The sequence below is a fragment of the Yersinia sp. SCPM-O-B-9106 (C-191) genome, from assembly GCF_026183365.1.
GTDB classification, from domain to species: Bacteria; Pseudomonadota; Gammaproteobacteria; order Enterobacterales; family Enterobacteriaceae; genus Yersinia; species Yersinia rochesterensis.
The window spans coordinates 500,801-513,451 of the sequence record NZ_CP110791.1; the positions used below are offsets into that span (position 1 = coordinate 500,801).

Genomic DNA, 12,651 nt, shown 5'->3' on the forward strand with positions numbered 1-12,651 from the left:
AATGCGAATTATTGTCTACGGTAGTTTACGGCGCAAGCAAGGTAATAGTCACTGGATGACGGACGCCCAGTTATTGGGCGAACATGACCTTGAAGGCTTTGATATGTACAATTTAGGTCATTATCCGGCAGTTGTTCCCGGAGACGGCACTGTGCATTGTGAAGTTTATCGGATTAACTCGTCTATTATGAATGAGTTAGATGAACTAAAAAGTAATACCAAGGATTATCGGCGTGAGTTGATCCAAACGCCTTACGGCAGTGCTTGGATATATCTTTATCGTTTACCGATTGAAGGGTTACCGCGCATTTACAGTGGTGATTGGCTCAAGCGCAATGACGAAAATGAAAAGCCACAAAGTTAGATATCCACATAAAGAAAAATAAAAACACCGCGCAATGGCGGTGTTTTTTGCTGTTCACTCAAAAGGCACCTTTTCAGAAGGTGCCTTTTTTGCTATGTGCTTTTTTCAATGTAAAACAGAGAGTTACTTCTTTGCACGCTCGAAAGAAGACAAGATCTCAGCTTTAGCTGCGGCGGCATCTTCCCAACCGTCAACTTTTACCCACTTGCCAGTTTCCAGATCTTTGTAATGCTCAAAGAAATGTTTGATCTGAGCTTTCAGCAGCTCTGGCAGATCTTGCACGTCTTTAATGTGATCATATTCTTTGGTCAGTTTGCTGTGCGGAACCGCAACCAGCTTGGCATCTTCGCCCGCTTCGTCAGTCATTTTCAACACGCCAACTGGGCGGCAACGAATCACTGCACCTGGCTGCAACGGATACGGCGTTGGCACCAGCACATCAACCGGGTCACCATCTAATGACAAGGTGTTGTTGATGTAGCCGTAGTTGCACGGATAAAACATAGCTGTAGACATGAAGCGGTCTACAAACAGAGAGCCAGTCTCTTTATCGATTTCATATTTGATCGGATCTGCATTGGCAGGGATTTCGATCACAACATAGATATCTTCTGGCAGGTCTTTACCTGCAGGTACGTCGTTCAAGCTCATGTCGGTTTCCTTTTATCAAACCAGAAATGGAGTGCTGGCTATTATAGCCAAGTCTTATCTGAATTCCTGTCCTTTTCATTGCTTGATGGCGGTGAGATTGCCTGAATCAGGGCTATTTCATTGAGATAAAATCCCGTCATTAGCTAAATGTATCTATTTTAAGCTGTTTTTCCGCTGATAGTTCAAGACGACTCTGTGACCGCCGATAACTTAATCAAACAATAAGACCGTCCTCTGTACTGCTAATACTTTGTAATCTTAACCATTTGCATATAACCGGAAAAAACCGATGTTAAAAAAGATTACCATTAAAAATGGGCTTATTGCTCAGTTAAGTCTTATGTCATTGATTTTATTAATTGTTAGTATCATTGGCGTAAATTCAATTCGAGAAAGCTCACGCGCATTGCAAGCTATCAATCAAATCCAGGGGGAGGAACTGGGAGCGCTATCGAATAGCTTCAATGCCACATTAAGCGCCAGAACTGAAGCCGCGCTGGCAATCCATCAGTTAGAAATTGGGCTAATTGATGAATCATTAGAAACGGCAAAGCAGGCCGAAGAGTCATTGGCATTATCACAAAAGGAGATGGCCCATTTTATTAGCGCAGTATCTGAGCGGGGAGATGGACAGACACTGGCGACTAATATCCAGAAAAGCTATAAAGATTATGTAGATAAGGGCGTGACTCCCATGCTCGCTGCTATTAAAGCGGGCTATGCGGATGAGTATTATGAGGTGCTGGAAAAGAGCATTACTGCTATCAGTAAAGCTTTTAATAATGATGTCGTGGCCTTTCGCAGTTATGCGCAGAATGCCGGCCGTCTACAAATTGATAAAGCCAATAGTGCCGCCAACATCAAACTGACGATCATTGTGGTTGCGGGGATAATTACCTTAGTTTCTGCGGTACTGGCCTGGTTTGCGCTTAAATACATTATTTTGCGGCCATTGGAGCAATCAATTCACCAGTTGGAATATATAGCCGCTGGTGATTTAACCCACAGTATTAACAGTGAAGGCAACACGGAATTGGCTCGGCTAGCAAGAGCACTGGAAACCATGCAGCAATCGCTGGTGGTGTCGGTCAGTAATGTTCGTGATGTTGGTGGGCAAATTGGGGTGGGTTCGCGGGAGTTAGCCGCAGGTAACACCCATTTAGCTGAACGAACGGAAGAATCAGCATCTTCATTAGAACAGACTGCGGCCAGTATGGAGCAACTGACCTCGACAGTGAAAATGAATGCTGAAAACTCAGATCAGGCTAATCGCTTGGCGATGAGTGTGTCAGACATCGCCAATAAAGGCAGCAAAGTCGTCAGCCATGTGGTTGATAAAATGCAGGCAATTACCACCAGTTCGCGCCGCATCTCCGATATTATTGCCGTCATTGACGGCATTGCGTTTCAGACTAACATTCTGGCGCTTAATGCGGCGGTTGAAGCAGCCAGAGCCGGTGAGCAGGGCCGTGGTTTTGCGGTGGTCGCGGGCGAAGTCCGTAACCTGGCACAGCGCAGTGCGCAATCAGCAAAAGAAATTAAAGATTTGATTATTGAATCGCAAAATCGTGTGCGGGAAGGCGCGGATATGGCTGAATCCGCAGGGAAAACTATGCATGAGATTGCTGATGAAGTCAGTCGCGTGACGGCATTGATGCGCGAGATATCAGCAGCTTCTTATGAGCAAAGTAGCGGTATTGAACAAGTGAATGTGGCAATTGCTCAAATGGATCAGGTTGCGCAGCAGAACGCGACATTGGTTGAACAGGCCGCTGCGGCGACGCGTTCATTGGAGGAGCAAGCTGATGCATTGTCAGCCAGTATGGCGGTATTTAAATTACAGGGTGATGAGCTGGCGGTTGTAGCATAAAAAAAACAGCGGCTTAGTGGCCGCTGTTCTCGGATACAAAACGTAAATATCAAGCCACCCAATAGGTGGCTTTTATGATATTACTGAGCTTCTTCATCCGGGAATTTGGCGATAAAGCCTTCGGCATCTTCCACCATGGATTTAGTCCCGACGAAGAAAGGTGCGCGCTGATGCAGTTTCTCCGGCACGATATCCAGAATGCGGTTAACCCCATCGGTGGCTTTCCCGCCGGCTTGTTCTGCCAGGAACGCCATTGGATTGCATTCGTACAGCAAACGCAGTTTCCCTTGCGGATGGCTGGCGGTGCTTGGATAAATATAAATCCCGCCTTTCAATAGGTTGCGATGGAAGTCAGCGACCAATGAGCCAATATAGCGCGAGGTATAAGGGCGGTGAGTGGCTTCATCCTGCTCCTGGCAATATTTGATGTATTTCTTCACACCCAGCGGGAATTTAATGTAGTTCCCCTCGTTGATGGAATACATGCAACCGGTTGCGGGGTAGCGCACTTTTTCGCCGGATAAACAGAAAACACCCAGCGACGGATCATAAGTGAAAGTATGAACGCCATAACCGGTGGTATACACCAACATGGTTGAAGAGCCGTATACCACATAACCTGCGGCAACTTGTTTGGTGCCCGGTTGCAGGAAGTCAGCTTCAGTAATCGGCGTACCAAATGGGGTGATGCGACGATAGATTGAGAAAATAGTACCGACGGACACATTCACGTCAATATTTGAAGAACCATCCAGTGGGTCCATCAGAACCACATATTTGGCATTTTCTGCGCGGCCACCATCAAAGATAACAATGTCATCTTCTTCTTCGGAAGCGATACCGGCCACTTCGCCACGCGCTTTTAGGGCTGCTTTCAATTTTTCATTGGCAAACAAGTCCAGTTTCATCTGGTCTTCGCCCTGAATATTTGAAACACCACTGGCACCTAAAATATCAACCAGACCTGCTTTGTTGATGTCGCGATGAATGATTTTTGCGCCGAGTTTGATTGCTGAAAGTAATGCAGTTAATTCGCCGGTGGCGTGAGAGAAATCTAGCTGCTTCTCAACGATGAATTCGCCTAACGTTTTCATGACACAATCCCTGAATCTACGGTTAAATATCGATTTATTAACGAACAACTCACTTAATGGCAGCAGTGTAGCCCAAAGGTGAGAATGATTCATAGGCAATTCCATTTCTTCTCTTTGATTCTGAGCGGTAGAATGGTGACAAACTCGAAGCTTATTAATACGGAAAATTTATGCGCATTCACATATTAGGTATCTGCGGCACTTTTATGGGCGGCTTGGCTATGCTTGCTCGCTCATTAGGTCATGAAGTGACGGGGTCGGATGCTAACGTGTATCCACCGATGAGCACATTGCTGGAGAATCAAGGGATCAACTTGATCCAGGGATACTCTCCGGCTCAACTGGATCCTGCTCCAGATCTCGTCATCATCGGCAATGCCATGACTCGCGGAAATCCCTGTGTTGAAGCGGTATTGGAACGAGGTATTCCTTATACTTCTGGCCCACAATGGCTGCATGATCATGTGTTGCCGGAGCGCTGGGTATTGGCCATCGCCGGTACTCACGGTAAAACCACCACTGCCGGGATGGTGACCTGGATACTGGAAGCTTGCGGTTATGAACCCGGTTTTGTCATTGGTGGCGTGCCGGGTAATTTCGATGTCTCCGCCCGTTTAGGTAATAGCCCATTCTTTGTTATTGAAGCGGATGAATATGATTGCGCCTTCTTTGATAAGCGCTCTAAATTTGTTCACTACAGCCCAAGAACTTTGGTCATGAATAACCTCGAGTTCGATCATGCTGATATCTTTGATGATCTTAAGGCGATCCAGAAGCAATTCCATCATTTGGTGCGCTTAGTTCCAGGGACAGGCAAAATTATCGTGCCGGATAATGACAATCATTTGAAACAAGTGATGGCAATGGGCTGCTGGAGCGAACAAGAAATGGTGGGCGAAACGGGCAGTTGGTTTGCACGTAAAGTTGCGGTAGATGCCAGTGTCTATGAAGTGTTCCTCGACAATGAGTTAGTGGGCGAGGTCAGCTGGTCATTGGTGGGCGAGCATAATATGCATAATGGTTTGATGGCCATTGCCGCCGCCCGGCATGTCGGCGTGTTACCAGCAGATGCTTGCCGGGCACTGGGTGATTTTATTAATGCGCGTCGCCGGTTGGAATTACGCGGCGAAGCTCATGGTGTCACGGTTTACGATGATTTTGCTCATCACCCCACGGCAATTCTCGCGACACTGGCGGCCCTGCGCAGCAAAGTGGGCGGAACCGCACGAATTCTGGCTGTACTAGAACCGCGTTCTAACACCATGAAGTTAGGTATGTGTAAAAATGAACTGGCGCCGTCATTGGGCCGTGCTGATGAAGTATTTCTGTTCCAGCCACAGCATATTCCTTGGCAAGTCGTTGAAGTTGCCGAAGCCTGTATTCAGCCAGCGCATTGGAGTGCTGATATTGATACGTTAGTTGATATGGTTGTCAAAACAGCGCAACCAGGGGATCACATTCTGGTGATGAGTAATGGCGGTTTCGGCGGGATCCATGACAAGTTATTGAATACTTTGAGCCAAAAAGCAGAGTGCGAAGCTCAATCTCAGGAATAAGCCGGATAAAAAAATCCCCCGCATAGCGGGGGTAAAAGGGTTCGTCGGATAGACGACGAGGGATTATTCTGTTGCGGTGCTGATGTAATTCACCAACTTTTTTCAATCGATACTCTATTCAATATGCTGGAAATGAATGTTTCAACAGATTGAATAAACCATCATGCTGGAAAGTATGCCCCTACGAGCGGGGCATTTACTTTCATGCTTAGCGCATAATCTTATTTGTAAATCTTAGCTGTTGCGTGCCAGCCATTGTCATCATTAATGCCAATGACTTTGTAAGCAGTCGCGCCTTTGCTGTCTGCTTTATCGGCAATTGCCTGCTCAATATCAGAAGGTGCGCCAGTAATGCCGCTAACACTAATCGCACCCAAATCCGTCATTTTGCTAGCTTGAGCAGCATCGACTGATTGTGCTGCTGATGCGCCGAAGGCGACAACAGAAAGTAAACTTAAAGCGGTTAGCGTTGTTTTGATTTTCATAATGATTTCCTAGATAAAATTTAACAATCCAACAGCGCTTATTATGCATTTTGGTGCTTTTGGCCTGTTGGTTTTACTGCTGATTCAACTTAAATCTCAACTGTGGCTTTGCCGCCATTCTTTATGTCTCGATGACAAATGACGACCAACTCAACAATTATTGGTAGATAGTGGCGGTGGCATGCCAATTATTCTCTTCACGAGCTTCAATCACTTTGTAAGCTTTAGCGCCCATAGCATCGGCTTTCTCAGACAGCGCCTGACGAATATCAGAAGGTGCGCCATTCAGGCCACTGACGGTAATAGTGCCCATCGGCTGTAAGTTTTTGGCCTGGCTTTCGCTGATTGAATCGGCTGCAAAAACACCAAATGACAGCGCAGATAGAATGCTAATGGTCGCGATGGTAGTTTTAACTTTCATATTATTGCCTCTATTTATTCTTTTATCACTTCAAAGGAAGTGTGATTTACGTCACGAAAATGAGTATACATCTAGTAACGGAGAATATTAATAGTCCGCTAATAATATTTAGCGTCACTTTACCCTTGGTTATTACTTTTTAAGAACTAAAAGGAATAAAAAATGATTAAAAAACAGCAGGTTTGTTAAAAAAGGTATTAATTTCAATGAAATGAGTATTTTTGACTAAAAGTGCGAAAGAGTCTGGTGGGTTTGACCGTTAATAAGAGGAAAACAGAATTATTTTGTGGTGTAGAAAGGAATAGGAAGTCGGATACTCTGGTTTAGAGCTAAAGAGGCAGATGATAGAGAGAATAGAGAAACAGGCTCAAAAGCATAATGCGGCGTATCACGCCGCACCAGATAAAGTGCCGAGTTAAAGCTCTTGCTCGAACAAGCGGAGGATAGCTTCATGTAACTGTTCGACAGTGAAACCTCTGGCCGGCGTGGTGAAAATGGTGTCGTCACCGGCAATGCTGCCTAGAATACCTTCCGCTTTACCTAATGAATCCAGCAGGCGGGCAATCAATTGGGCCGCTCCTGGGCTGGTATTAATCACGACTACCGAATCGTTATAATCGACATCTAATACCAAGTTCTTTAGTGGGCTGCTGGTTGTCGGAACCCCTAATTCAGCCGGTAAACAATAAACCATTTCCATTTTTGCATTACGTGTTCTGACCGCACCAAATTTGGTCAACATACGCGAAACTTTGGACTGGTTAATATTTTCGAAACCTTCTTCCTGCAAGGCTAAAACGATTTCACCTTGGGAACTGAATTTCTCTTCTTTCAATAACGCTTTAAACGCCTTGATAAGATCTTCTTGTTTGGCGGGGTTACGCATTGTTTATGCCCTGAACAGTCAATCGTGAATAGGATTATTATGCATATAAATGAATTTTTATGCAACATGACTATGGAGTATTGGCGATAAAAGCCCTGATATCAAGGTGCGCTGGAATGTTAACATCATCTCGCTGTTACAATTATGCTAAATATACTTTTATTAACATTTGGTTTGGGTAGCTAAAATGTTATTAAAATGATGTTGTTTTGATGTGAAAAAAGGGTGTAATGTAACCGCCGATTAACCTGTCATGAATACTGCGAGGAATTTTAGAATAATGTGCGCTATATCATTAATGAATAAGCGATTTACTCTAAAATATACAAACCTTATGCGCCTTTTTGATGCGTGATATCTCAATCTGACTGTTAATAGATTGTGTTTAAAATCGCAATAAATTATGGTTCGTAAATAGATGAATTCACGGCAAATTTAAATTAAATATAATAAGGAGTATAGGATGAAAGTTGCAGTTCTCGGTGCCGCTGGTGGTATCGGCCAGGCCCTCGCTCTCCTACTCAAGACCCAGCTTCCTTCAGGTTCAGACCTCTCATTATATGATATCGCGCCAGTGACTCCTGGTGTTGCGGTTGATCTGAGCCATATCCCGACTGCTGTTAATATTAAAGGCTTCAGCGGTGAAGATGCTACCCCAGCCCTGGAAGGGGCAGATATTGTTCTGATCTCTGCGGGCGTAGCACGTAAACCTGGTATGGACCGTTCAGATCTGTTCAATGTTAACGCCGGTATCGTGCGTAATCTGGTTGAGCAAATCGCGCGCACTTGCCCGAAAGCATTAATTGGTATCATTACTAACCCAGTGAATACTACGGTTGCTATCGCCGCTGAAGTGCTGAAAAAAGCCGGTGTTTACGACAAAAACAAATTATTCGGTATTACTACGCTGGATGCCATCCGTTCAAACACCTTTGTGGCTGAACTGAAAGGCAAACAACCTCAGGATATCGAAGTGCCAGTTATTGGTGGTCACTCGGGTGTGACTATCCTGCCATTACTTTCACAAATTCCAGGTATCAGCTTCACAGAACAAGAAGTTATTGATCTGACAAAGCGTATCCAGAATGCAGGTACTGAAGTGGTTGAAGCAAAAGCCGGTGGCGGGTCAGCGACTCTGTCTATGGGGCAAGCTGCTGCACGCTTCGGTCTTTCTTTGGTTCGCGCTCTGCAAGGCGAAAGCAATGTTGTGGAATGTTCTTACGTTGAAGGCGATGGTAAATATGCCCGCTTCTTTGCTCAGCCAATTCTATTGGGCAAAAACGGTGTAGCAGAACGTAAAGATATCGGCAAACTGAGTGCTTTTGAACAACAAGCGCTGGAAAGCATGCTAGATGTCCTGCACAAAGATATTGAGTTAGGCGAGCAGTTCGTCAAATAAATCTGTGTAGCAGGGGCTAACGTCGCCCCTGAAATGACACCATCAACCGCCGAAGCAGTTTATTGGCGGTTTTTTTATGCCTGGACAATAGGCTGGCGAATCCTCACTTTTCGGTCGATAAGGGCACCGGTTTTTGAATCAAAATAGCGTGTTGGCCAAATTTCGGAAGGATGAATGTCCAGGCATTCTGCAATCAACCATTCTCCCTTGGGCCAAGGGCGTGTTAATGCATTAGCAAGTGTGGATGAACTTAAACCTGCTTTTCGAGAGACCGCCGCCAGAGTGGTGTCTTTCTTACGAAGTGCAGCAATGATGTCGGCAGGGTGCCAATCAGATTTCCTTAAAATCATCTTTAATCCTTTTTTTTTTCTAAGCCGCTGACGTGTTAGTGATATAAATAACGGTACATTGTTAATCGTACGGTGAACAGAAAGTAATCATTTAGAAGTATACTAACATTTATTTTCTGAAAAATTTTAAATGTTTTCTAAATATTCCTTTTTTGTGTCATAACGCATATTAGGAAGCAACACCATGAAAAAAGAGTGGTTTGCCGCTAAGGAATTGGCAGGTCTTGATGGGTTACCGTCATCTCCACAAGGAGTCAACCTCATGGCTAAACGTGAGGGATGGGAACAGCGCCGTCGTCGTGGTGTTCAGGGTAAGGCTGTCGAGTATCACATTGAAAGTTTACCTGTCACCATATTGAATTCATTACAGTTAAGAGAAGAACCAGCCCAATATATTACAACGAGGCAGGATCCTCTGGTGCTATGGGTTGAAGCGTATTATCGTTTTACAGAAGCCGAACGTGAGCAAGTTATCGCATTTATTTTTCGTGAGGGCGCTAAAAGCCTAATAGAGCGGTTGACGATAGATGAGTGTGGATAATGGCGGGCGAGGTGCAGCTTTTGTCATGAATGAAATACAACAGTTACAGGCTATTTAACTCTTTTAATATCAGTAGATTGATATGTATCTCAATGTTTTTGGTGACTAACAAAAGAAAAACTCCGGCAAGGTGCCAGAGTTTCCTAATGGTTTCTTAAAATGAGCGTTGTACAGAAATATGAGCTAATCCTTCCAGTGCCAGTCGATATTCGCTTTCAGGGAGAACCTGCAAGGCAGCAATGGCTTTATCGGCTTCTTCTTCAGCACGCTGGCGGGTGTAGTCCAGTGAGCCGCACTGCTGCATGGCAAGCAATACCGGTTCGAGTAAATGGCGGCCATTCCCTTCTTCAATGGCTTGCCGAATCATTGCAGCATGTTCCGGCGTCCCATTACGCATGGCATGCAGTAAGGGAAGTGTCGGCTTGCCTTCATTGAGGTCATCACCGGTATTTTTACCCAAAGTGGTGCCATCGGAGCTGTAATCCAGCAAGTCGTCGATAAGTTGAAAAGCGGTGCCCAGATAGCGGCCATAATTCTGTAATGCGAGTTCTTGCTCTTGCGTGGCATCAGACAATATAGCCGCAGACTGTGAAGCCGCTTCGAACAAGCGCGCTGTCTTGCTATAGATGACCTGCATATAGTTTTCTTCAGTGATGTCAGGATTGTTGCAGTTCATTAACTGCAAAACCTCACCCTCAGCAATCACGTTCGTGGCTGCTGACATCAATGTAAGCACCCGCAGTGATTCAAGGCTGGTCATCATCTGGAATGAGCGCGTATAGATATAATCGCCCACTAATACGCTGGCAGCATTACCAAAGGCGGCATTTGCTGTAGCCTTACCTCGGCGCATATCAGATTCATCGACGACATCATCATGCAGCAGAGTGGCCGTATGAATAAATTCAATCAATGCTGCGACCGTGATATGTTTCGTCCCTTGATAGCCAAGCGCTCGAGCCACCAAGACAGCGATCATGGGGCGAATGCGTTTGCCGCCACCACTGATAATGTAATGGCCCAATTGATTGATGAGAACAACATCAGAGTTCAATTGGTCGAGAATAGTTGTGTTTACAGCCGCCATATCTGGCGCGGTTAAGTCGATAATCTTTTCTAGGTTCATTGTTATATTCAGCTGTTTTTCTCTTTAACTGCGATGAGATTACCGCCCACATTATTACATGACGTTCCCTGAGACTATGATTGTACTTGAAAAATCCATCAAATAAACGAGATGTAAGAAACTGTGCTTTTTTTCTTCTCTTGAGCTGATTATATACTTGTCATTCACTACATTTTTGCGTAGAATTCGCGCCCTATTGTGAATATTTATAGTGCGCTCTGGACTACAAAAGTGGAGTGCGCGGAAAGCGGAGTTTTATATGTACGCGGTTTTCCAAAGTGGTGGTAAACAACACCGAGTAAGCGAAGGTCAGACCATTCGCCTGGAAAAGCTGGACATCGCAACTGGTGAAACTGTTGAGTTTGACCAAGTTCTGATGATTGCTAACGGTGAAGAAATCAGTATCGGCGCTCCTTTAGTCGATGGTGGCAAGATCAAGGCTGAAGTAGTTGCTCACGGTCGTGGCGAGAAGATTAAGATTGTTAAATTCCGTCGTCGTAAGCATTACCGTAAGCAGCAAGGTCATCGTCAGTGGTTCACTGATGTCAAAATCACCGGCATCAGCGCTTAAGATTTAGGAGAGCGGATAAATGGCACATAAAAAGGCTGGTGGCTCGACTCGTAACGGTCGTGACTCCGAAAGTAAACGTCTTGGCGTAAAACGTTTTGGCGGCGAAGCAGTTCTGGCAGGCAGCATCATCGTTCGTCAGCGTGGCACTAAGTTCCATGCAGGCATCAACGTTGGTTGCGGCAAAGACCATACTCTGTTTGCTTTGGCTGACGGTAAAGTCAAGTTCGAAGTTAAAGGCCCGAAAAACCGTAAATTTATCAGCATCGAAGCTGAATAAGTTTTTCGCGTCCTGTAAATAGATGTAAGCCCTGCAATTTCGTTGCGGGGCTTTTTACATTTCTGGGTTAACCCCCCTGGTAAAAAATGGATACGAAGCAGCAGGCTGGTTTAGGTATTTTTTTGGCACTGACCACTGCCGTATTCTGGGGTGCCTTGCCGATTGCAATGAAGCAAGTGCTCGAGGTCATGGAGCCTTATACCATTGTTTGGTATCGTTTTATGATGGCGGCTATCGGCTTGGGGATTATTCTGGCTTCACGCCGTCAGTTGCCCTCGCTTAAACTTTTTCGCCAACGTCGCTGGCTGGTATTACTGATTATTGCGACCTGTGGCTTGCTGGGGAATTTCATCTTCTTCAGTTCATCATTACAATATCTCAGCCCGACCACATCTCAGGTCATCGGGCAACTTTCACCCGTCGGGATGATGGTTGCCAGTGTGCTGATTTTAAAAGAGCAGATGCGCATCAACCAAGTTATTGGTGCGGTTATGCTGATTTGTGGCCTGATGTTATTTTTTAACACCAGTTTGCATGAAATTTTTACCCGTTTGACTGATTACACTCTTGGCGTGGTATTGGGAGTTTGTGCAGCGGTTGTCTGGGTGAGTTATGGTGTTGCCCAGAAGGTGCTATTAAGGCGTATGGCATCGCAACAAATCTTATTATTGTTGTACACTTTATGTGCAATTGCATTATTCCCATTAGCAAAGCCAGCCGTTATTTTTCAGCTAAATGGGTGGCAGTTTGCCTGTTTACTATTTTGTGGGGTTAATACCCTGGTTGGTTATGGTGCTTTGGCTGAGGCCATGGCGCGCTGGCAGGCAGCGCAGGTAAGTGCGCTCGTCACATTGACGCCGCTATTTACCTTGTTTTTTTCAATTTTATTGGCGCTGGCCTGGCCAGATATGTTCGCCGCACCATCTCTCAACTTTGTGGGATATGTAGGCGCATTCGTGGTGGTGGCAGGTGCAATGTTTTCCGCAATTGGGCACCGTTGGTGGCCACGTCGGACAGCGATAAACCCGGTTGCTGCGCAAAAATAGCAGCCTGGTGAATG

General features: G+C 45.3%; 15 protein-coding genes. 8 read left to right on the top strand and 7 right to left on the bottom strand.

Features of this window, described 5'->3' with window-relative positions:
* The first annotated feature begins 1 nt into the window (after nucleotide 1).
* Nucleotides 2-364 carry a gamma-glutamylcyclotransferase family protein gene (locus OP863_RS02255; RefSeq protein WP_038636863.1) on the top strand — a complete coding sequence of 121 codons (363 nt, stop codon included), beginning with the start codon at nucleotides 2-4 and terminating at the stop codon, nucleotides 362-364.
* Between the two features lie 123 nt (nucleotides 365-487).
* Here the strand turns inward: OP863_RS02255 and ppa are convergent, their stop codons facing one another.
* The gene (gene ppa / locus OP863_RS02260; protein ID WP_038636859.1) at nucleotides 488-1,015 is read right to left on the bottom strand and encodes an inorganic diphosphatase; all 528 of its coding nucleotides are present in this window, start codon (nucleotides 1,013-1,015) and stop codon (nucleotides 488-490) included.
* Between the two features lie 289 nt (nucleotides 1,016-1,304).
* Here ppa and OP863_RS02265 point away from each other — a divergent pair, with 289 nt between their 5' ends.
* Entirely contained in the window at nucleotides 1,305-2,885 is a 1,581-nt protein-coding gene (locus tag OP863_RS02265; protein WP_265525841.1) for a methyl-accepting chemotaxis protein, read from the top strand.
* An 80-nt stretch (nucleotides 2,886-2,965) separates the two neighbouring features.
* Here the strand turns inward: OP863_RS02265 and fbp are convergent, their stop codons facing one another.
* Nucleotides 2,966-3,979, bottom strand: coding sequence for a class 1 fructose-bisphosphatase (fbp, locus tag OP863_RS02270; protein ID WP_004389206.1), 1,014 nt, complete (start codon nucleotides 3,977-3,979; stop codon nucleotides 2,966-2,968).
* 170 nt (nucleotides 3,980-4,149) lie between these two features.
* Here fbp and mpl point away from each other — a divergent pair, with 170 nt between their 5' ends.
* Nucleotides 4,150-5,535 (top strand): UDP-N-acetylmuramate:L-alanyl-gamma-D-glutamyl-meso-diaminopimelate ligase, encoded by a 1,386-nt coding sequence (gene mpl / locus OP863_RS02275; RefSeq protein ID WP_145588795.1) that lies wholly within the window; start codon nucleotides 4,150-4,152, stop codon nucleotides 5,533-5,535.
* A 221-nt stretch (nucleotides 5,536-5,756) separates the two neighbouring features.
* Here mpl and OP863_RS02280 read toward each other — a convergent pair whose 3' ends face one another.
* The 3 genes from OP863_RS02280 to argR all read right to left on the bottom strand — a co-directional run bounded on the left by OP863_RS02280 (nucleotide 5,757) and on the right by argR (nucleotide 7,327).
* Nucleotides 5,757-6,020: a YdgH/BhsA/McbA-like domain containing protein gene (locus OP863_RS02280; RefSeq protein WP_038636847.1), complete on the bottom strand. Its 264-nt coding sequence runs from the start codon at nucleotides 6,018-6,020 to the stop codon at nucleotides 5,757-5,759.
* A gap of 157 nt (nucleotides 6,021-6,177) precedes the next feature.
* Nucleotides 6,178-6,441 (bottom strand): peroxide/acid stress response protein YhcN, encoded by a 264-nt coding sequence (yhcN, locus tag OP863_RS02285; RefSeq protein ID WP_038636844.1) that lies wholly within the window; start codon nucleotides 6,439-6,441, stop codon nucleotides 6,178-6,180.
* A gap of 415 nt (nucleotides 6,442-6,856) precedes the next feature.
* On the bottom strand, nucleotides 6,857-7,327 hold the full coding sequence (argR, locus tag OP863_RS02290; RefSeq protein ID WP_004389210.1) for a transcriptional regulator ArgR: 471 nt from the start codon (nucleotides 7,325-7,327) through the stop codon (nucleotides 6,857-6,859).
* Between the two features lie 463 nt (nucleotides 7,328-7,790).
* On the opposite strand from argR, the gene mdh reads away from it, so the two are divergent.
* A complete protein-coding gene (mdh, locus tag OP863_RS02295) occupies nucleotides 7,791-8,726 on the top strand; it encodes a malate dehydrogenase (protein ID WP_038636841.1) in 936 nt (311 codons plus the stop codon).
* A gap of 74 nt (nucleotides 8,727-8,800) precedes the next feature.
* Here mdh and OP863_RS02300 read toward each other — a convergent pair whose 3' ends face one another.
* Nucleotides 8,801-9,076: a helix-turn-helix domain-containing protein gene (locus tag OP863_RS02300; RefSeq protein WP_038636837.1), complete on the bottom strand. Its 276-nt coding sequence runs from the start codon at nucleotides 9,074-9,076 to the stop codon at nucleotides 8,801-8,803.
* Between the two features lie 184 nt (nucleotides 9,077-9,260).
* Here OP863_RS02300 and OP863_RS02305 point away from each other — a divergent pair, with 184 nt between their 5' ends.
* Nucleotides 9,261-9,617, top strand: a complete 357-nt coding sequence (locus tag OP863_RS02305; RefSeq protein ID WP_038636833.1) for a DNA-binding protein — start codon at nucleotides 9,261-9,263, stop codon at nucleotides 9,615-9,617.
* Nucleotides 9,618-9,771: 154 nt separating this feature from the next.
* Here OP863_RS02305 and ispB read toward each other — a convergent pair whose 3' ends face one another.
* The gene (ispB, locus tag OP863_RS02310; protein WP_038636830.1) at nucleotides 9,772-10,743 is read right to left on the bottom strand and encodes an octaprenyl diphosphate synthase; all 972 of its coding nucleotides are present in this window, start codon (nucleotides 10,741-10,743) and stop codon (nucleotides 9,772-9,774) included.
* A 259-nt stretch (nucleotides 10,744-11,002) separates the two neighbouring features.
* Between ispB and rplU the strand changes: the two genes are divergently transcribed.
* The 3 genes from rplU to OP863_RS02325 all read left to right on the top strand — a co-directional run bounded on the left by rplU (nucleotide 11,003) and on the right by OP863_RS02325 (nucleotide 12,637).
* The gene (rplU, locus tag OP863_RS02315; RefSeq protein ID WP_038636827.1) at nucleotides 11,003-11,314 is read left to right on the top strand and encodes a 50S ribosomal protein L21; all 312 of its coding nucleotides are present in this window, start codon (nucleotides 11,003-11,005) and stop codon (nucleotides 11,312-11,314) included.
* Between the two features lie 19 nt (nucleotides 11,315-11,333).
* Nucleotides 11,334-11,591, top strand: a complete 258-nt coding sequence (gene rpmA / locus OP863_RS02320; protein ID WP_002210179.1) for a 50S ribosomal protein L27 — start codon at nucleotides 11,334-11,336, stop codon at nucleotides 11,589-11,591.
* Nucleotides 11,592-11,677: 86 nt separating this feature from the next.
* Nucleotides 11,678-12,637 carry a DMT family transporter gene (locus OP863_RS02325; RefSeq protein WP_038636824.1) on the top strand — a complete coding sequence of 320 codons (960 nt, stop codon included), beginning with the start codon at nucleotides 11,678-11,680 and terminating at the stop codon, nucleotides 12,635-12,637.
* Nucleotides 12,638-12,651 lie beyond the last annotated feature (14 nt).

What these genes read in the sequence shown, in the direction of transcription:
- OP863_RS02255 (WP_038636863.1), top strand. Translation starts at nt 2, where the DNA reads ATGCGAATTATTGTCTACGGTAGTTTACGGCGCAAGCAAGGTAATAGT.
- yhcN (WP_038636844.1), bottom strand. Translation starts at nt 6,441, where the DNA reads ATGAAAGTTAAAACTACCATCGCGACCATTAGCATTCTATCTGCGCTG.
- OP863_RS02300 (WP_038636837.1), bottom strand. Translation starts at nt 9,076, where the DNA reads ATGATTTTAAGGAAATCTGATTGGCACCCTGCCGACATCATTGCTGCA.
- OP863_RS02325 (WP_038636824.1), top strand. Translation starts at nt 11,678, where the DNA reads ATGGATACGAAGCAGCAGGCTGGTTTAGGTATTTTTTTGGCACTGACC.
- rplU (WP_038636827.1), top strand. Translation starts at nt 11,003, where the DNA reads ATGTACGCGGTTTTCCAAAGTGGTGGTAAACAACACCGAGTAAGCGAA.
- ispB (WP_038636830.1), bottom strand. Translation starts at nt 10,743, where the DNA reads ATGAACCTAGAAAAGATTATCGACTTAACCGCGCCAGATATGGCGGCT.
- OP863_RS02265 (WP_265525841.1), top strand. Translation starts at nt 1,305, where the DNA reads ATGTTAAAAAAGATTACCATTAAAAATGGGCTTATTGCTCAGTTAAGT.
- ppa (WP_038636859.1), bottom strand. Translation starts at nt 1,015, where the DNA reads ATGAGCTTGAACGACGTACCTGCAGGTAAAGACCTGCCAGAAGATATC.
- argR (WP_004389210.1), bottom strand. Translation starts at nt 7,327, where the DNA reads ATGCGTAACCCCGCCAAACAAGAAGATCTTATCAAGGCGTTTAAAGCG.
- OP863_RS02280 (WP_038636847.1), bottom strand. Translation starts at nt 6,020, where the DNA reads ATGAAAATCAAAACAACGCTAACCGCTTTAAGTTTACTTTCTGTTGTC.
- rpmA (WP_002210179.1), top strand. Translation starts at nt 11,334, where the DNA reads ATGGCACATAAAAAGGCTGGTGGCTCGACTCGTAACGGTCGTGACTCC.
- mpl (WP_145588795.1), top strand. Translation starts at nt 4,150, where the DNA reads ATGCGCATTCACATATTAGGTATCTGCGGCACTTTTATGGGCGGCTTG.
- OP863_RS02305 (WP_038636833.1), top strand. Translation starts at nt 9,261, where the DNA reads ATGAAAAAAGAGTGGTTTGCCGCTAAGGAATTGGCAGGTCTTGATGGG.
- mdh (WP_038636841.1), top strand. Translation starts at nt 7,791, where the DNA reads ATGAAAGTTGCAGTTCTCGGTGCCGCTGGTGGTATCGGCCAGGCCCTC.
- fbp (WP_004389206.1), bottom strand. Translation starts at nt 3,979, where the DNA reads ATGAAAACGTTAGGCGAATTCATCGTTGAGAAGCAGCTAGATTTCTCT.